Genomic DNA, 18,143 nt, shown 5'->3' with positions numbered 1-18,143 from the left:
GCGCACGCGCTCACACTCCTGACGCGCGAACGCCGCGCACACCTCAGGCATGCAGGCGCAGGGCGAGCGCGCCGGGGCGAGAGTGTGGAGCACCCGCGACTCAACTCCTGATACGCGAACGCCGGGCGCGGATCCTCGTGGCCTGCCCGGTTTTCAGGCATGCAGGCGAGAAGCCGGCACGCTCACGCAGAAATACGCGGCGCACGCGCCCAGACTCCTGACACGCGGACGCCGCTCATCCTTCAGGCATGCAAGCGCAGGGCGAGCGCGCTCACGCAGAAATACGCGGCGCACGCGCCCAGACTCCTGACACGCGAACGCCGCGCACACATCAGGCATGCAGGCGCGGGGCGAGCGCGCCGGGGCGAGAGTGTATAGCACCCGCGACTGAACTCCTGATGCGCGAACGCCGGGCGCGGATCCTCGTGGCCTGCCCGGTTTTCAGGCATGCAGGCGAGGAGCCCGCACGCTCACGCGGAAGTACGAGGCGCACGCGCCCACACTCCTGACACGCGAACGCCGCGCACACATCAGGCATGCAGGCGAGGAGCCCGCACGCTCACGTGGAAGTACGAGGCGCACGCGCCCAGGCTCCTGTCGCGCGAACGCCGCTCGCACATCAGGCATGCAGGCGCGAGCCCGCACGCTCACGCGGAAGTACGTGGCGCACGCGCCCAGACTCCTGACGCGCGAACGCCGCTCACACATCAGGCATGCAGGCGAAGGGCGAGCGCGCCGGGGCGAGAGTGTGGAGCACCCGCGACTGAACTCCTGATGCGCGAACGCCGGGCGCGGATCCTGAGCCCCTGCTACTGCTGCGGCTGCGGCTGCAAATTCGAAGGAGAAACACGCACGCAGAGACACAGAATCAAGGATCCGGCGGGGTTGCGAACGAGGATCTCCTTCAAATTTGCAAGAGGGAAGAGAGAGCGGAGCTACAGCACCTTCTCGAAGCAGATGCTGAACGGGATCGTCGTGATGTAGGGGTCGTAGGTTGGGATCGGCGTGTACCCGGAGCGCTCGTACAGCCGCACGGCTTCGGGCTGCATGTCGCCGGTCTGCAGGATGATGCGCGACGCCCCACCGGCCCGCGCGGCCGCCTCGAGTTCGGCCATGAGGCGCGCGCCGATGCCGGAGCCGCGGCGTGACGAGTCGACGATGACTCGCTTCATCTCCCAGTCGCCGCGAAGATCACGAAGCGCAGCGTGCCCGACAGGAACACCGTCGGCGTCGCTGATCAGGACGGTGACGAAGACGCCGGCCGGATCGACCGACAGCGCCCGGTGCAGCGCGGCCTCCTGCTCGGGCGTTTTCCCGGCGTCACGGCCGGCGTACCGGATGCTCATCTCGGCGTCCATGTCGGCGCGGAGGCGTTCGGCGCGGGGATCGTTCCACTCGACGTGCTCGACCCGAAGCGACGAGCCAGAGGCGGTGGGGGCGGGGTTCTGTGCGGCAGTACTCACCCGACTATTCTGCCGCGTCCGGTCGAGGCGCTCCTCCCACGCAGACGCCCAACGAACTACCCGACCCGCCGCGGCAGGCCCGGTAGTCCGTTCGGGGTGGGTAGGCCCTAGCGGGCAGAGACCAACTCAGGATCCGCGGCCACCCCGACCTCGACCGACGCCTGCTCCCGACGCACGATGCCCGATGGCAGCAGCCCCGCCAGCAGCGCCGATCCGAGCAGCACGCTCGCTCCGACCAGCACGGCCGGCACCGCCGCCGACACGTAGCCGGTCGGGGTGAGCTCGCCACCCGCCCCGACGAACACCGCGGTGAGCACCGCGATGCCGAGCGCCACGCCGATCTCGCGCAGTGTCGAGTTCGTTCCGGTGGCCTTGGCGTGATCGGCCGGGGCCATGTTGACGAGCACGGCCGTCGAGATCGGCGCGAAGACGAGGCCCATGCCGATTCCGGCGAGCACGAATCCGGGCAAGAGAGTGAGGTAGGCGACGTCGGCGTTCATCGTGAGGCCGATCTCGAAGAGGCCGGCCGAGAGGAACAGCAGCCCCACCACGATTAAGAGCCGCGTGCCGACGCGCGGTGCGATGATCCCGGTCAGCGGGGCGACCACCATCGGCGCCAGGGTCCAGGGCATCGTCGCGATTCCGGCCTCGAGCGGCGACTTGCCCTGCACCACCTGCAAGAACTGGATCAGGATGAAGACCGCGCCGAAGGCTCCGAAGCTGAAGGTCATGGCCACGAGGTTCGCGAAGGTGAAGCTACGGTCGCGGAAGAGGCGGAGCGGAAGCAGCGGAGCCTCGACCCTCGACTCCCACACCACGAAGGCGATGAGCAATGCGGCGCCAGCGATGAGGGCTGCCAGCACCTCGGTGCTCGACCAACCCGCGTCGTTGCCGCGGACGACCCCGTAGACGACCCCGAGGATCCCGGCACCCGCGAGCAGCACACCCACGACGTCGGCTCGAACCCGCTCCCCCAGCGTGTTCGGCAGCGCGTAGAGGGCGAGTGGCACGGCGATGATGCCGATCGGCACGTTCAGCCAGAAGATCGACTCCCAGCTCCAGCTCTCGACCACGGCACCGCCGATCAACGGGCCGAGGGCGACTCCGAGGCCCGAGACGCCGCTCCAGATGCCGATGGCCACCGGCCGCGCCTTGTCAGACACGGAACCGACGAGGAGGGTGAGCGAGAGCGGCATGACGGCGGCGGCTCCGGCCCCTTCGAGGGCGCGCCACGCGATGAGCATTTCGGAGGAGGTGCTGAGAGCGGCGAGCGCCGACGCCACGGTGAAGACGACGATGCCCCCGACGAAGAGGTGCCGTCGACCGAACCGGTCGCCGAGGCTGACGGCCAGGAGCATGAGAGCGGCGAACGAGAGCGTGTAGGCGTTCGTGATCCACTGCAGGCTCTCGACCGAGGATCCGAGCTTTTCGTGAATGGCGGGCAGGGCGCTGGTCACCACGAGGTTGTCGAGGGTCGCCATGAACATCGGCAGGGAGGCGGCGACGAGCGCGAGCCAAAGGGAAATGCGGCGGGTGCCGGGCAGAGTGGTCACGATGTTCTCCTGGGGAGCTACGGGCCGGGAGGTTGTAATCGGATGATTACTAATCGGCTGATGCCTAGACACTAAGTAATCGACTGATAACCTGTCAAGTATGAATTCGACGTCGGCAGCCCCCACGACCGAGACGCGCATGTCTGCCGCGGATCGCCGCGAGCAGATTCTCGACGTCGCAACCGGGCTCTTCGGCGATCGCGGCTTCCATGGCACGACCACCGACCAGGTCGCGCAGGCCGCCGGCATCAGCCAGCCCTACGTCGTGCGCATGTTCGGCACGAAAGAGAAGCTGTTCCTCGAGGTGCTCGACCGCGCCCTCGGGCTGCTGCTGCAGACGTTCCGCCGGATCCTGGAGTCCCCCGCCGGCGACGACGATCGCCCGATGCAGGCACGACTCGGCAGCGGCTACGTCGACCTCCTCGGAACGCGCGGGGTCCACCGCACTCTGCTGCACGCGTTCGTGTCGGGCAACGATCCCGTGATCGGTGCCGCCGCACGACGGGGCTTCGTCGACATCTACCGCTTCCTGCGCGACGAGGCGAAGTTCACCCCGGCGGAGGTCGAGGTGTTCCTCTCGCAGGGAATGCTCTTCAGCGTGCTGCTCGGCATCGAGCTGCCCGCGGCGTTCGGGCAGGATTCGGATGCCGACGAACTCATGCAGGTCGCCTTCGCGGACAAATGCGGGGTCGTGCTCGAAATGGCCGGTCCGGGCACGGCACGGTGAGTCACACCGGATGACGTTCCTGTGAACGCGGCGGGTTCCTGAACGCCACACCCCTCGCGAGAGGCGAGAATGTCGGAATGGAACCCGATTTGAGAATCGTCAGCTACAACCTCCGCGAGCACCTCGCGATCGGTGAGCTGACAGCACTCGTCGAGGCTCACTCGATGGATGTGCTCTGCCTGCAGGAGTGCGACAGCACCGACATCCCCGACGAGATCCTCGGCCTGAAACTTGCCGCGTCGACGAAGACGAACCGCCTGGGGCTTGCCCTCTACTACCGCGAGAGCCGCTTCGAACTGCTCGGCACGAGTCTCTTCGCCCTGATGAAGTCGATGCACGACCGCGTCATGGCGCCGGCCCACGAGCGCCTCCTGGCCGCACGACTGCGCGATCTGCACACCGGTGAAGAGATCGTGGTGGCCGACTTCCACGCCGCGCCGCTCACCGCGTCGAACGGCCTGCGCCGCAAGCAGATCGGCCTGGCTCACGAGAAGCTCAAGGAGCTCGCCGACGGCGTGCCGACGGTGATGGTCGGCGACTTCAACTACCCCTGGTTTCGCAAGGGGCTGCGGAAGCATCTCCAGAAGACCGGGTACGAGCTCTCGATCACCGACGAACCGACCTACGCACGGTCGGGCTTCAGCGGCCACTTCGACTTCGCCACGACGATGGGGATGCAGATCGCCGGCGTGCTCTCTCTGCCCCAGGGCAAGTCGGATCACCGGCCGATCCTGCTGCTTGCGACCGTCGCAGAGAAGGTGTGAGCGCTCACATACCAAGCAGAATTTTTAGCCAGGTATGTTGCAGTGGTTCGGTAATCTGATTACCATCGGAGGACGCCACTGATCCGGCGGTGGCGGGAGCTCTTTTATTCGGGTAAGAGACTCCCGCCTTTCTCTTTGAGCCGGTAAGCCGTCGCGTCTGCACTGCCGGGCGCCCCGAGGTCACGCCGAACGGCGCCGCGTGTACTGTCTGCAACGCCCACGTCCATCACGCCCGACGACGTCGGCTTTGAGGGCATTCGATTGAAGGACGCCATGGCCGACGACAAGATCTCGCGGACTCTGCTGCGCGAGCAGGTCCTCGTCACGATCAGCACCGCCATTCTCGACGGAACCCTGCTACCCGGTGAGCGCCTCCGCGACGACGAGTTGACCGCTTGGCTCGGCACCAGCCGCGCACCCATTCGGGAGGCCCTCGATCAGCTGGCCGACATCGGCCTGGTCGAGATGGCGCCCAACCGGTTCACGAAGGTCGCCGTGATTTCACCGCGCCTTTACGCCGAGAGTGCGGCCGTCTGGTCAGCCATGGTCGCGCGTGGAATGTACTGGGGCATTCTCCGATTTCCCGCAGACCACCTGCCCGAAGTCGAGGCGATCAATGCCGAGCTCGCCCACGCTGTACCGGCCGAGTTCCCGCCCGGCCCGACCCCGGTCGACCGCTTCGTCGCCGCAGTACTGAAGCACTGCGACAACCAGGTGCTCCTCGAGAGCATCCGCGCTCACGATCCCCTGCTCGCACTCGGGGTCAACCGCTTCAAGGATTCGATGGACGCCGCCCCGATCCACGCCTTCTTCGTCGGGCTGATCCGTCGATGCCGCGACCACGACGTCGAGGGCTTCGAGGCAGACATGCGCGTGTTCCTCGACGGGCCGATGACGAGCTTCATGGCCCGGGTCTCCGGGTACGACGACGCCGACGAGTACGAGAAGGACCGCAATGCCGGTACCCTCCGCTGACCCCGCCGCGCCGTCCCCGCGTCGCCTCCTGACCAATGACGTCTTCGAGCGCCTCCGCGACGACATCGTGCGGGGCCGGCTCGAACCCGGCCAGCGCCTGCACGACCAGGAGCTCGCGGCCCGGCTCGGCCTCTCGCGCGCGACCGTCCGAACAGCCCTCTTGCGCCTGAAGCACGTCGGCCTCGTCGAGGCGGTGCCGAACCTCTACACGCGGGTCACGCCCCTCGACCTCCGGCGGTATCTCGACACGCAAGACACCGCGTCGGCCCTCTACCTCTTCGCCGTCCGCTTCGCCACGCCCATCCTCTCGGACGAGAGCATCCGCCGGCTCCAGACCTGGGTCGCGCAACTCGGCAGCTCCCGCACCGACCCCCGGGTCATCGACCGCGAGACGATCTTCACCGGCGCCGTGTTCGAGGGATTCTTCCGGGTGTTCCTCGACACGTTAGACAACGGTCCTCTCGACCGGACGCTGGCGCGACTCCGCCCGCACCTCGAGCGCATGTTCGGGCTGTTCTCCGAGTTCCTCCCGGCCGAGACGATCGACACCGCCTTCCGTCGCGCCGTCGAGGGTGCCGCCGCCCGTGACCCCGAAGCCGCCACCCTGGGGGTGCACCTCTTCCTCGAGGAGGCGCTCGGCGACTTCCACCGGCGGATCCGCGAGCTCCCCGAGTTCGCTGGCGCCTGACGCCTCTCCTTCGAATTTGAAGGAGAAACGCAGGGCAGACCCCCGCCGATCGGCATGAACAGGCTCCCGGCCGCGGGTTTTTCCTTCCAATTTGCAGACAGGGCCCGCGCGAGGCCGATTGTGTACGCGTGTGACGCCCCCCGTGAGCTCCCGAGGCGCTTCGGCTAGCCTGCCAAGACGCGACAAGCCCACCAGCACGCCGACCCACGCCAGAGAGCCGAGTAGCCCATGACCAGCCCGACCTTCGACTTCGAGACCCGGCAGATCCACGCGGGCACCGCACTCGACAGCGACTTCGGCGCTCGGCTCCCCCCGATGTACCAGTCGGCCGGGTTTGTCTTCGACTCGTTCGACGACGGTCGTGGACGCTTCGACGGGTCGGTGCGCGCGGCGGCCTACGCCCGCACCGACAACCCCACCAACGCGGCTGTAGCGAGGCGCCTGGCCGACCTCGAGGGCGGCGCCGGCGCCCTCCTCACCGCAAGCGGCACCGCGGCGATCGCCCTCACGCTCAACGCCCTTGCCGTCTCCGGCGACCACGTGCTCGCGACAGCCAGCCTCTACGAGGGCACCCGCACCCTCTTCTCGAACAGCTTCGCCCGCCAGGGCATCGAGATCGAGTTGATCGACGCCGACGCTTCCGACGAGGTCTGGCAGAACGCGATCCGGCCGACCACCAAAGCGCTGTTCACCGAGACGATCCCCAACCCGAAGAACGACGTCGTCGACCTGGAGCGTCTCGCGCGAATCGCGCACGAGGGCGGCTTCCCGCTCATCGTCGACAACACCGTCGCGACGCCCTACCTCAACCGCCCGATCGAACACGGCGCCGACCTCGTGATCCACTCCACCTCGAAGTGGCTGTCCGGCCACGGGGCCGTGCTCGGCGGCGTCGTCGTCGACTCGGGCACGTTCGACTGGGTGTCGCAGGCGTCGCGCTTTCCGCAGATCGCAAGCCCGAGTGCTCGGGGGGTCGCCTCGTTTGTCGACCGCTTCGGATCCTTGGCTTTCTTGACCTACCTCCGCAGCGTCACGGCGCTCGACTACGGCCCCACGCTGCCCGCCACCAGCGCGTTCATGCTGCTGCAGGGCATCGAGACGCTGTCGCTGCGCATGGACCGCCACGTGGCGAACTCGCTGGCGCTCGCGCAGTGGCTCGAGCACCACGATCTCGTCACGAACGTCGACTACCCGGGTCTCGTCGGCAGCCCGTACTACGCCAGGGCTCAGCGGTATCTTCCGCAGGGCCAGGGCGCGGTGGTCACGTTCGATCTCGTGGGCGGCATCGAAGGATCGAAGGCATTCATCGATTCGCTCGAGCTCATCAGCAAGATGACACACCTGGGCGACGTGCGGACGCTCGCGATCCACACCGGGTCGACGATCCATGGGCATCTGACCGAAGAAGAACGCCTCGGCCGCGGCATCACGCCGGGCACCATCCGGCTGTCGGTCGGGCTCGAGAGCGTGCGCGACCTGCGACGTGAACTGGAGCGGGCCCTTGAGGCCGTCCGCGTGGTCGTCGCGGGGCAGGGTGAGGCTTCGCAGGGTCAGGGCTCGCAGGGCCAGGGCTCGCAGGGCAAGGCTTCGCAGGTCGACGACGAGCAGGATCCGGCGGCTGACGCCGCCTGAGGCTCAGCGTCTAGTAGCTCCTGGTCCGTACCTCGGACCCGAACGGCCGCGTCGACAGCGGCAGGGTGACGGGCACGAATGCGGCGCGCGCGAGACGGTACGTCGCCCACACGAAGATCACGATCAGCAGCAGGTTACGGACGGTGAGTAATAGCGCCGTGCCGACACCCCCGGCGAGCAGATCGTCGTACAGCACCGGGTAGACGAGCGTCGTCAGCACGCAGACGATGATGAGGACTGCACCTGGAAATCGCCACTCCGACCGCTTCGTCATCAGCCCGACGGCGACGATCGGGGTGAGCCACAGGACGTACTGCGGCGATCCGACCTTGTTGAAGACGATGAAGGCCGCGGCGAGACCGAGAGCGCCGAGCAGAACGAGATCGAGCTCGCGGCCGAGAGGCTTCGCGAAGGCCGAGAGCCGACGCGTGGCAAGCGCGAGCAAGACGAGCAGGGCCACCATGACCACGACCATGATGAGCGTGCCGTTCGAGATGAGCCAGGAGTCGCCCGGGCCGGTGACCTCCTCGGTGACCAGCTTGTGGTCGTGATAGATGTGCGCGCCGGGAACGCCGGCAACCGTCATCCACAGCCACGGGGCCGCGAACGGCGCCTCGATCTGCAAGCCGCGCGAGCCCTGTTCGCCGACGAAGCTCGTGAGGTAGCGGGCTCCTCCCGCGGCGAGGACCACACCGACGACGACCGCACTGGTCAGGATCCCGGTGACGAGAGCGATCCACCGTTTCGACGAGGCGATGACCATTGCGAGCACGACCGCGGCAGGCCACACCTTGATCCAGGTGGCCGCGGCCAGCAGAAAGCCTGCCACCCGAGGCCGAGCTGTGACGACGAGAAGCGCCACCACGACCGCCGGCCCGACGAGCCCCTCCAGCCGCATCAGCGCGACCGGCGCCAGGATCGCGATCGTCGCAACCCAGAACCATGGAGCAGTGAGGTCGTGGCGCCGCTTCGACTTGTCGAGCAGCAGCCACAGTGCGACACCGTTGACGACCGCCATGAGCACGAGCCACACGACCTGGTACAGCCCGAATCCAAGCACAGCCGGGATCAGCATGGGCACCAGCGCTCCGGCCGGGTACACCCAGTCGTGGTCGAAGACAGGCCAGTCGCCGGTGAAGATCGCGTGGTGCATCCAGCCCTGATACACCGACACGTCGCCGCCGGCCGTGCCCCGGAATGTGAAGGGCAGCGTGCCGACGAACACGGCGATATGCACCGCCGCGAAGACGATCCAGATCAGCAGGGGCGATCGGGAGGCGCGGGCGAGAAGCACCATCCGAGTGTAGGTGCTTGCGGCTGCGGTCGGGTTCGGGGCGGGCTGCTCTGGGCCTGTCTCGCCGGGCCCGGCGTCGGCGTCGCGGCCGCCGCGCGCCGGCAGCAGCCCCGACACCGCAAATCGGCCCGACACCAGAAAACGGGCACGACACCGCCGAAAGACGGTGCCGCGCCCGAAAGGTAGCGTCAGGCGCAGAGGCGAGCTAGAGGCCGCGAGCCAGGCGGAAGTACGCCGCGTTCCACTGCACCTCGCGGCGGAACTCCCGCAGCGTCGTCGACTCGTCGATGATCAGCAGCTCGGTGCCGGCCATGAGCGCGAAGTCTTCGAAGGCTTCAAGCCCGACGGCGTTCGACATGACGGTGTGGTGCGCGGCACCGGCGGTGAGCCAGGCCTCGGCCGAGACCGCGAACGAGGGGCGGGGCTCCCAGACGGCGCGTCCGACCGGGAGGTTTGGCAGGTCGGCGTCGGGGGCGACGACGTCGACGACGTTCGCGGTGAGGCGGAAGCGGTCGCGCATGTCGCTGAGCGCCACCACGACGGCGGGGCCGGAGTCGGCGGTGAAGACCAGGCGCACCGGGTCGTCTTTGCCGCCGATGCCGAGGGCGTGGATCTCGAGCGACGGCTTCGACGAGGTGAGCGACGGCGAGACCTCGAGCATGTGCGCCCCGAGGATCTTCTCGGCGCCGGGCACGAGGTTGTAGGTGTAGTCCTCCATCAGTGAGGCACCGCCGGGGAGGCCGGCACCCATCACGTTGGCGGCGCGTACCAGCACGGCCGTCTTCCAGTCGCCCTCGGCGCCGAAACCGTAGCCCTCGGCCATGAGGCGCTGCACGGCGAGACCCGGCAGCTGCTTGAGCGAGCCGAGGTCTTCGAAGTTGGTGGTGAAGGCCGAGAAGTCGCCGGCCTCGAGGAACGACCGGAGGCCGAGCTCGATGGCGGCGCCGTCGCGGAGGGACTGGTGACGCTCTCCGCCCGGGAGCAGCGCCGGCACCACGTCGTACGAGTCGACGTAGACCTGCACGAGCGCGTCGACGTCGGCGTCGGTGGCGGCGTCGACCGCAGCGGCGAGCTCGTTGACGCCCCACGTGTTCACCGAGACGCCGAACACGTGCTCGGCCTCGGTCTTGTCGCCCTCGGTGACGGCGACGTTGCGCATGTTGTCGCCGAAGCGGGCGAGCTTCATCGAGCGGGTCGCGGCCCAGCCGGCGGCGGCACGCATCCAGGTCGAGATCTGGGCGACGACACGAGGATCCGAGACGTGGCCGACGACGGTCTTGCGCGCGACGCCGAGACGCGACTGGATGTAGCCGAACTCCCGGTCGCCGTGCGCGGCCTGGTTGAGGTTCATGAAGTCGAAGTCGATCTCGGCCCACGGCAGCTCGACGTTCGCCTGCGTGTGGAAGTGCAGCAGCGGCTTGCGGAGTGCGTCGAGGCCGGCGATCCACATCTTGGCGGGGCTGAACGTGTGCATCCAGGCGGTGACGCCGATGACCTCGTCGCGGGCGTTGACCTCGAGGGCGAGCTTGCGGATCGCGTCGGAGTCGGTGAGCACGGGCTTCCAGACGACCTTGACCGGAACCCCGGCGGCCGCGCCGAGGGCATCAGCGATCTCGCGCGACTGGTCGGCGACCTGGCGGAGCGTCTCTTCGCCGTAGAGGCCCTGCGACCCGGTGAGGAACCAGACCTCGTACTGGTCGAGAGAGGTGTTCAGGGTCATTTCGTGGCTCCTTCAGGCGCTTGGCCGTAGACGTTCTGGTAGCGATCGAAGAGAGCGTCGATGCTCTCCTGCGGGATGGGAATGAGGTCACCGAGCTGGCGGGAGAGATGAACGGTGCGGGCCACGTCTTCGGCCATGACCGCGGCCTTGACGGCATCGCGGGCGTCTTTGCCGATGGTGAAGACCCCGTGGTTCTGCATGAGCACGGCGCGCGACCGGTGGCCGGTCAGCGTGGCGACGATGCCCTCGCCGATCGACTCGTCGCCAATGATCGCGAACGGCCCGACCGGGATGGGCCCGCCAAACTCGTCGGCCATGGCGGTGATCACGCAGGGGATCTCTTCGCCCCGGGCGGCCCAGGCGGTGGCGTAGGTCGAGTGCGTGTGCACCACTCCCCCGACCTCGGGCATGTGTCGGTAGACGTAGGCGTGGGCGGCGGTGTCGGACGACGGCGACTTCTCGCTGCCGGGGCTTCCTGCGATGACGTTGCCGTCGAGATCGCAGAGAATCTGGTTCTCGGGGGCTAGGTCGTCGTAGTCGACACCGCTCGGCTTGATCACGAAGAGGTCGGCGCCCGGCACCCGGCCGGAGACGTTGCCGCCGGTCCAGATGACGAGGCCGTACTTCGTCAGCTCGGAGTGCAGCGTCGCGACCTGCTCTCGTGTCGTCTGGATCGCCTGCTCGACGGCGGGAGAGAAGGATCCTTGGGGTTCGGTCATGAGGCGGCGCCTTCTTTCGGGGTGGTCGGGTTCGAACGAGTCGGGGTGGCGGCCGCTGCTGCTCGCTGCAACGGAAGCGCGGTGCGGTAGCGCTCGAGGTAGGCGGCGAAGCCCGCCTCGTCAGCCGGCGTCGGCTCGACGGTCACGGCCTCGCTGCCGCCGAAGACCTCGCCGTCGAGGAACTCGGCGAGCGTGGTCTCGGACGCGCGCTCGAGGTAGGCGGCGAGCACGGCGATGCCCCACGCGCCGCCCTCGCTCGCGGTGGTCTCGACGGTGATCGGCACGCCGAGGGCCGCGGCCAGCAGCTGCTGGGAGGCACCGGGGGTGCGGAACAGGCCGCCGTGGGCGAGGAGGCGATCGACCCGCACGTCTTCGTCGGTGAGGATCTCCATGCCGATGCTGAGCGTCGCAAAGGCGCCGAACACCTCGGAGCGGATGAGGTTGGCGAGAGTGAAGCTGCTGCCCGGGGTTCGGACGAACAGGGGTCGGCCGTCTTCGACGTCGGTCACGGGCTCACCGGCGAGGTAGTTGAACGACAGCAGGCCACCGGCGTCGGCGTCGCCCTCGAGAGCCTCGGCGAAGAGGGTCGTATAGACGTCGTCCATGGGCGTGGCCGCACCCGACGCCTCGCTGAATCGCCCGAACACCCGCGCCCACGACGCCAACTCGCTGGCACCGTTATTGCAGTGGACCATGGCGACCGCATCGCCGACCGGCGTCGTGACCACGTCGAGCTCGGCGTGCACGGCCCGGAGCGGCTCGTCGAGCACGACCATCGCGAAGATGCTCGTGCCGACGCTGACGTTGCCGGTGCGCTTTGCGACCGAATTGGTCGCCACCATGCCGGTGCCGGCGTCGCCCTCGGGCGGGCAGAACGGGATGCCCGACCGAAGCGTGCCGGTGGGGTCGAGCAGGGCGGCGCCCGCGTCGGTGAGGGTGCCGGCGTCGGCTCCGGCGGGCAGGACCTCGGGAAGCAGCGCGGCGAGGTCGAGGCCGGAGGTGTGTGCGTCGAGACGCTCCTGGGCGATCTGGCGCATGGAGGCGTCGTAGCTCGACGTCGCGGGGTCGATCGGAAACATGCCGGACGCGTCGCCGACGCCGAGCGCGTTGCGGCCGGTCAGCAGGTGGTGCACGTAGCCGGCGAGAGTGGTGAGCGAGGCGATCTCGGAGACGTGGGGCTCGTCGTCGAGCACCGCCTGGTACAGGTGCGCGATCGACCAGCGCAACGGGATGTTGAACCCGAGCGCATCGCTGAGCTCGGCCGCGGCGGGGCCGGTCGACGAGTTGCGCCAGGTGCGGAAGGGCACCAGCAGCTCGCCGCCCGCGTCGAGTGCGATGTAGCCGTGCATCATGGCCGAGATGCCGATGGCCGCGAACGTCGTCGGGACCACGTCGAACTTCGCCTGCACGTCGGCGACGAGGGCGGCGTAGGAGGCCTGCAGGCCGGCACCGACGGCCTCGATCGAGTAGCTCCAGCGACCGTCGACGAACTCGTTCTCCCATTCGAAGCTGCCCGAGGCGATCGTGGCGAAGTCGCCGCCGATCAGGCAGGCCTTGATGCGGGTCGAGCCGAACTCGATACCGAGGGTCGCGCGGCCGTCGCTGATCAGTCGAGCGGAGTCGGTCGGGGCGGGAGAGGTCATGGAGACATCCTTGTCTTCGTCAAAGGGGCACAGCCATTCTGCCATGTGAGCGCTCACTTGGGGAGGCCGAAACGCGAGTGCCGCCAAATGCCGGCCGGGCGTCGCGCCCGGCGGCAATTGGCGGCACTCGCGACGGGCGCGCGACGGGCTGGCGACGGGGGGAACGACGCTAGGCCGGAGCGGGGCCGGTCGACTCGCGGACGACGAGCGCCGGCGCGGGAGCCGGAGCGGCCTGCACCACCGGCGGCGCACCCTGGGGCACGAGCAGGGCCTCGACCGTCGACATGATCTGCCGGCCGAGCGCCGCGAAGTCCTGCCGCACCGTGGTGAGCGGCGGAATGTAGTGCGCGGCCTCGGGCACGTCGTCGAAGCCGACAATGCTGACCTGGTCGGGCACTCGGATCCTGCGCTCCGAGAAAGCGTGCAGAATGCCGAGCGCCATCTGGTCGTTGGCGCAGAAGACAGCGGTGATCTCGCCGCGGTCGGCACGGTCGGCGAGATCGAGGCCGATGCGATAGCCACTCTCGGGCGACCAGTCGCCGCGAACGACCGGGAGCGGTTCGACTCCGGCCGCGGTGACGACATCGCGCCAGCCGCGCTCGCGCTCCCGGGCGTCGGTCCAGGTCGAGAGCCCGCCGACGTGCACGATGCGACGGTGGCCGAGCTCGACGAGGTGGCGGGTGGCGAGAACGGCTCCGGCGTACTGGTCGAGCGAGACGGAGACCAGGCCCTCACTCGCGGTCGAGTCGGCGGCGACCAGCGGCCGGCCGACGTCGACGGCCCGGATGGCGTCGATTCCCGCGGTGTCGGGAGCGATGAGCACGATCGCCTCGACGTTCTGGCCGAGGAGCGCATCGACGGCACTCCGCATCCCGGCCGCGAACGTGGTGACGTCGTCGGTGGGCAGGCTGGCGATCGACACCTGGTAACCGGCTTGCCGGGCAGCGCCGTCGAAGCCCTGCATGATGCTCGACGGGCCGAAGAGCGGGCCGCCGGTCGAGATGAGCCCGAGCGTGCGCGTCTTGCGGCTCGCCAGCGCTCGGGCGGCGGCGCTCGGCCGGTAGTTCAGCTTCGATACGGCCGCGTCGACGCGGGCTTTCGTCGCCGGTCGCACGGTCGGATCGCCATTGACGACCCGCGAGACCGTCTGGTGCGAGACACCCGCCTCGGTCGCCACGTCGAAGATGTTCGCCACAGCGCCCGAGTCTAGAGGGGAGGATCCGTCAGCTGTCGTGTAATCCGCCGTCTGGCAGAGCGCCTGGCTCGCCGAGTGGCGCCGAATGCGCTCTCGACCCGGCCGCGCAGGGCATTCGGCGGCACTCGGCACACGGCTACCCTCAGTGAGATGACCGACGTGCACCCCGGCCGCTACCGCCACTTCAAGGGCAACGACTACGAGGTGATCCTCGTGGCCCGCGACACCGAGACCGAAGAACCGGTCGTCGTCTACCAGGCGCTCTACGGCGAGCGCGCCCACTGGGTGCGCTCGCTCGCCGACTTCACCGCACGGGTCAGCCGCGACGGCTACGACGGGCCGAGGTTCGTCCGTATCGACTAGCGCAGGATCCGCGCCCACCGCCATCGACCACCGCGAGATGGCGCGATCTACCGCGATCTCGCCCCGTGCCCGGCGATCAGGCCATCTCGTGAGTCGCGAGCCGCGAGCGGCGAACGGCGAACGGCGAACGGCCCAGCGCAGCCGGGCACGAGCGCGCTACGCTCCGCAGATGGTGAGCGACGCACGGTTCGGGATCGAACTCTACGAGGATCCGACCGACCGGCAGACCGTCGACGGCGCGTCCGTCCTGATCGTCGGCCACGTGTGGAGCCCCGACGCCGAGCGCATTGTCGAGACTCCCGACGGCCGCGTGCTCATCATCGACCCGAGCGGACGCAACGCCACCGGGCTCAACCGCTCCCTGGCCGACACGGAGGCGTTCCTGGAGGCCTTTCGCGTGTTCTACCTCGGCGATCGGCCGCCCGTGGCTCCCCCGATGACGCGCGATGAGGCCCGCGCGCGACTGGAGGCCCTCCAGCGCGGTGAGACTCTCGCGCCGCCGGCCACTCCCGAGCCGATCCCCCGCGAGGAGCGCGTGCGTCGTCTGCGCCGGGCGCTCGACGAGAGGGACGCCCCCGCGGTCGCACCGGGAACATGGTGGGCGCGGATCCTCGCCCGGCCCGAATTCGACTAACTCGCCTACTTCGAGCCGACTGTCACGCTGACCTGTCCGCCGAACCACGAGATCGTGTAGTCATCGATCATGTAAGTCAGCCCGCCCTGGGCGAAGTCGCTCCGGGTGGCGCAGCTTGCCGAGGCGGAGCTGTCTTGCGCGGAGCGGACCCTCCCTGAGATGAGGAGGCAGAACCCTCCGTCGGGTTGTGCGGCGCGGGCCACGAAGACGTCGGCACTCGTTCCCGCTGCCGTGACCAAACGAGTCGACTTCGTCTCGAAGACGTCGTTGGCGTCGAATGACAGCGGGTATTTGTCGGCCGCGGTAGCCCGACGCGCGAGTAGCGCGTCGGCGGCCTCCAGCGTCGTCTGCAGACTGTCGTAGCCGACAGCCGCATCTCCGGCGGCGAGACGCGAAGTCTCGGCCGGATCGCCGGTCGCCGGCAGCAGGTCGGACGTCGAGCCCGATTCGGTGGCCGAGTCGTCGTTGATTGCAGCTGAATCACTTCCGAACGTCAGCGCGGCACCCGCCCCGACACCCGCACCGACGAGCAGCGCGAGGGCCGCGACGCCCGCGATCACGCCGCGCGAGAATCGGCGACGCGACACCTCGATAGGCGCCGAGTCGAGATCGGAGGGGGCGTCGGCGCGTTCGCTCGGCCCCGGGGGATCCTGCGCCTCCGAGACCGAAGGATCCGCGACACTCCCGCTCAGAGCAGCCGTCCGCTCCGCTGCTTCTCGCCGGGCCGCGCGCCGCTCGAGCCATTCGCGCTGGGCCGCTGTGCGCTCGTCGCCCGACGCCGCTCGGCCATAGGCCCTCGCGTCGAGAGCGCCCCGGTCGTCGTCAGCCATGCTCGAATCGTAACCGGGCCTCGCGCCACCGGCCCGGGGAGTGGCAGTCTTGCCGTGACGAAGGAGGTCGCCATGACGACCATCGTCGACGAACTCCGTCTGGCGGGCTGCGTCTTCGCCGAAGACGAGGCAGCACTGCTCGTCGAGGCGGCCGCAGACCAGGCCGAGCTGCGGCTGCTCGTCGCCGAGCGCGTCGCCGGGCGCCCAATCGAGTACGTGCTCGGCTGGGCCGAGTTCGCCGGAATCCGCGTGCGCGTCACCGACGGCGTCTTCGTGCCTCGGCTGCGGACGGTGCTGCTGCTCCAGACCGCCCTCGAGACCGTGGCATCGATCGCGGCCCCGCGGATCCTCGAGCTCTGTTGCGGGTCGGCGGCCCTCGCCACCGCTCTCGAGAGAGCGCGCCCCGACGCGATCGTGCTGGCGAGCGACCTCGACCCGCGCGCCGTGGAGTGCGCGAGGCTCAACCTCGGCGACCCGGGCCGAGCCTTCGTCGGAGACCTTTACGACGCGGTGCCGCCCGAGCACGCGGGCCGCTTCGACGTGATCGTCGCCAATGCCCCGTACGTGCCGACTGGCGAGATCGCGTTCATGCCGCAGGAAGCGCGGCTGCACGAGGCGGCCATCGCCCTCGACGGCGGACCCGATGGCACGGCACTGCAGGCGCGGGTGGCCGAGGGCGCTACCCGGTGGCTCGCACCGGGCGGAACCCTCGTGGTCGAGACGAGCGTTCGGCAGGCCGACGCCACGTGCGCTCTGTTCGAGAGGGCGGGTCTGGTGCCGCGGATCCTTCGTGACGATTCCCTGGACGCCACCGCAGTTGCCGGCGTCTCCATCGAAGAGGGCTAGGGCTGGGCGGTTGGGGCTGCTGGAACGACGGTCGGCGTCGAACGGACGCGGTCGGCGACTCGTGCCAGCGGCGTCGGCAGCCCCCAGAGCCAGGTGATACGCCGGGTCAGACGATGAACTCCGAGCGAGACCAGGATCGCCGCCGCGGTGAAGACGAGCGGCACGATCGGGGCCAGAGGGCTGAGGATCCGCGAGAACGGCGCCAGCAGAGCAACCCCGATCAGGATCGGGTAGAAGTGCACGAGGTAGACCTGCAGGGTGTTCTGTCCCAGCCGCCGCAGCCAGTCGAAGGCCGGTAGCCGCGAGAGGAGCACCGCGAGCGAGCAGCCTGCCGCGATGGCCAGGATGCTGACGACGACTCGCACGATCGGAAAGGTCAGGAAATCGAACTTGGCACTCGTGACCGCGGTGAGACCGTAGAGGGCGAAAGCCAGGACGGTGAACTTCCAGGTGACGCGTGGAGCCCACGCTCGAACTCGCCCCGACACCTTCGTGGCCAGGAGGAAGTACAGGAAGTACATGCCCATCTTGTCGAGTGCGCCGTTCGGGGAGTCGATCAGCTTCGTTCCGAAGAGCTCGACGATCACGAGTGCGATGGCGAGCTGGGCGACGAGCGGCAGCCGCTTGATCAGCCAGGCCAGGGCGAAGTAGATCGCCAGGCCGTAGATGAACCAGGTGCTCTCGTTCGGCCAGACCAGCGACAGCAGCAGCGACGAGACCGACGGAGCGGACTGGCCCTCGCCGACGAGGGGGATGAACTGGAAGGCGGCGAACCAGATCGTGCACCAGAGCAGGAACAGCCAGACGAGCCGGGCGATCCGAGACCAGAACAGCGTCGAGAAGTCGCGCGAGATCGCCTTCTGGGCGAACATCCCCGCGGTGAAGAAGAAGAGCGGCATCCGGAAGGTATCGAGGAGGGTCGCCGGGGTCTCCCACGGGCCGGCGAGGTGGATCTCGGCGGGGAAGATGATCGAGTGGAAGAGCGCGACGAGGATGATCGCCACGCCCTTGGCGATGTCGATCCACGTCTCACGGGGAGTCGTTCGGGGTGCAGCGGGCATGAGTCACCAGATTCGGGCCGATGAATGAGGGCGGCG

At 68.8% G+C, this 18,143-nt stretch carries 17 protein-coding genes; 8 read left to right on the top strand and 9 right to left on the bottom strand.

Going from position 1 to position 18,143, the window contains the following annotated elements; genetic code table 11:
• Positions 1–935: 935 nt before the first annotated feature.
• Positions 936–1,463 carry a GNAT family N-acetyltransferase gene (locus EDF39_RS07180; RefSeq protein WP_055959859.1) on the bottom strand — a complete coding sequence of 176 codons (528 nt, stop codon included), beginning with the start codon at positions 1,461–1,463 and terminating at the stop codon, positions 936–938.
• Positions 1,464–1,570: 107 nt separating this feature from the next.
• Positions 1,571–3,016, bottom strand: coding sequence for a DHA2 family efflux MFS transporter permease subunit (locus EDF39_RS07175; RefSeq protein WP_233573001.1), 1,446 nt, complete (start codon positions 3,014–3,016; stop codon positions 1,571–1,573).
• Between the two features lie 100 nt (positions 3,017–3,116).
• On the opposite strand from EDF39_RS07175, the gene EDF39_RS07170 reads away from it, so the two are divergent.
• From EDF39_RS07170 to EDF39_RS07150, 5 genes are all read left to right on the top strand, one after another.
• Positions 3,117–3,743: a TetR/AcrR family transcriptional regulator gene (locus EDF39_RS07170; protein ID WP_123941706.1), complete on the top strand. Its 627-nt coding sequence runs from the start codon at positions 3,117–3,119 to the stop codon at positions 3,741–3,743.
• Positions 3,744–3,820: 77 nt separating this feature from the next.
• Entirely contained in the window at positions 3,821–4,507 is a 687-nt protein-coding gene (locus tag EDF39_RS07165) for an endonuclease/exonuclease/phosphatase family protein (protein WP_228514196.1), read from the top strand.
• Between the two features lie 273 nt (positions 4,508–4,780).
• The gene (locus tag EDF39_RS07160) at positions 4,781–5,482 is read left to right on the top strand and encodes a GntR family transcriptional regulator (protein WP_123941704.1); all 702 of its coding nucleotides are present in this window, start codon (positions 4,781–4,783) and stop codon (positions 5,480–5,482) included.
• On the top strand, positions 5,463–6,170 hold the full coding sequence (locus EDF39_RS07155; protein ID WP_123941702.1) for a GntR family transcriptional regulator: 708 nt from the start codon (positions 5,463–5,465) through the stop codon (positions 6,168–6,170). Before EDF39_RS07160 ends, EDF39_RS07155 begins: the two co-directional genes overlap by 20 nt.
• A 228-nt stretch (positions 6,171–6,398) precedes the next feature.
• Positions 6,399–7,802 (top strand): O-acetylhomoserine aminocarboxypropyltransferase/cysteine synthase family protein, encoded by a 1,404-nt coding sequence (locus tag EDF39_RS07150; protein ID WP_233573000.1) that lies wholly within the window; start codon positions 6,399–6,401, stop codon positions 7,800–7,802.
• Positions 7,803–7,812: 10 nt separating this feature from the next.
• Here EDF39_RS07150 and EDF39_RS07145 read toward each other — a convergent pair whose 3' ends face one another.
• The 5 genes from EDF39_RS07145 to EDF39_RS07125 all read right to left on the bottom strand — a co-directional run bounded on the left by EDF39_RS07145 (position 7,813) and on the right by EDF39_RS07125 (position 14,373).
• Complete coding sequence (locus EDF39_RS07145) at positions 7,813–9,231, bottom strand: glycosyltransferase family 87 protein (RefSeq protein ID WP_123941701.1); 1,419 nt, start codon at positions 9,229–9,231, stop codon at positions 7,813–7,815.
• Positions 9,232–9,301: 70 nt separating this feature from the next.
• The gene (gene araA, locus EDF39_RS07140) at positions 9,302–10,816 is read right to left on the bottom strand and encodes an L-arabinose isomerase (RefSeq protein WP_123941699.1); all 1,515 of its coding nucleotides are present in this window, start codon (positions 10,814–10,816) and stop codon (positions 9,302–9,304) included.
• Positions 10,813–11,535, bottom strand: coding sequence for an L-ribulose-5-phosphate 4-epimerase (locus EDF39_RS07135; protein WP_055959882.1), 723 nt, complete (start codon positions 11,533–11,535; stop codon positions 10,813–10,815). The genes araA and EDF39_RS07135 overlap by 4 nt, the downstream gene beginning before the upstream one ends.
• Entirely contained in the window at positions 11,532–13,178 is a 1,647-nt protein-coding gene (locus EDF39_RS07130; protein WP_123941697.1) for a xylulokinase, read from the bottom strand. The genes EDF39_RS07135 and EDF39_RS07130 overlap by 4 nt, the downstream gene beginning before the upstream one ends.
• Positions 13,179–13,347: 169 nt before the next feature.
• Entirely contained in the window at positions 13,348–14,373 is a 1,026-nt protein-coding gene (locus tag EDF39_RS07125) for a substrate-binding domain-containing protein (protein WP_123941695.1), read from the bottom strand.
• Between the two features lie 150 nt (positions 14,374–14,523).
• Here EDF39_RS07125 and EDF39_RS07120 point away from each other — a divergent pair, with 150 nt between their 5' ends.
• Both EDF39_RS07120 and EDF39_RS07115 read left to right on the top strand, forming a co-directional pair.
• Positions 14,524–14,736 carry a DUF1653 domain-containing protein gene (locus tag EDF39_RS07120; RefSeq protein WP_233572999.1) on the top strand — a complete coding sequence of 71 codons (213 nt, stop codon included), beginning with the start codon at positions 14,524–14,526 and terminating at the stop codon, positions 14,734–14,736.
• A gap of 169 nt (positions 14,737–14,905) precedes the next feature.
• Complete coding sequence (locus EDF39_RS07115; protein WP_123941693.1) at positions 14,906–15,370, top strand: SUKH-4 family immunity protein; 465 nt, start codon at positions 14,906–14,908, stop codon at positions 15,368–15,370.
• Between the two features lie 5 nt (positions 15,371–15,375).
• Here the strand turns inward: EDF39_RS07115 and EDF39_RS07110 are convergent, their stop codons facing one another.
• On the bottom strand, positions 15,376–16,200 hold the full coding sequence (locus tag EDF39_RS07110; RefSeq protein WP_123941691.1) for a hypothetical protein: 825 nt from the start codon (positions 16,198–16,200) through the stop codon (positions 15,376–15,378).
• Between the two features lie 72 nt (positions 16,201–16,272).
• On the opposite strand from EDF39_RS07110, the gene EDF39_RS07105 reads away from it, so the two are divergent.
• On the top strand, positions 16,273–17,046 hold the full coding sequence (locus tag EDF39_RS07105) for a putative protein N(5)-glutamine methyltransferase (RefSeq protein ID WP_123941689.1): 774 nt from the start codon (positions 16,273–16,275) through the stop codon (positions 17,044–17,046).
• Here the strand turns inward: EDF39_RS07105 and EDF39_RS07100 are convergent.
• On the bottom strand, positions 17,043–18,107 hold the full coding sequence (locus EDF39_RS07100; RefSeq protein WP_123941687.1) for an acyltransferase family protein: 1,065 nt from the start codon (positions 18,105–18,107) through the stop codon (positions 17,043–17,045). The genes EDF39_RS07105 and EDF39_RS07100 overlap by 4 nt on opposite strands.
• Between the last annotated feature and the right edge of the window lie 36 nt (positions 18,108–18,143).

The sequence above is a fragment of the Frondihabitans sp. PhB161 genome, assembly GCF_003814635.1.
Taxonomy (GTDB): Bacteria; Actinomycetota; Actinomycetes; order Actinomycetales; family Microbacteriaceae; genus Frondihabitans.
Note: the sequence above shows the minus strand (reverse complement) of the source record. Positions and strands in the feature narration are given on the sequence as shown.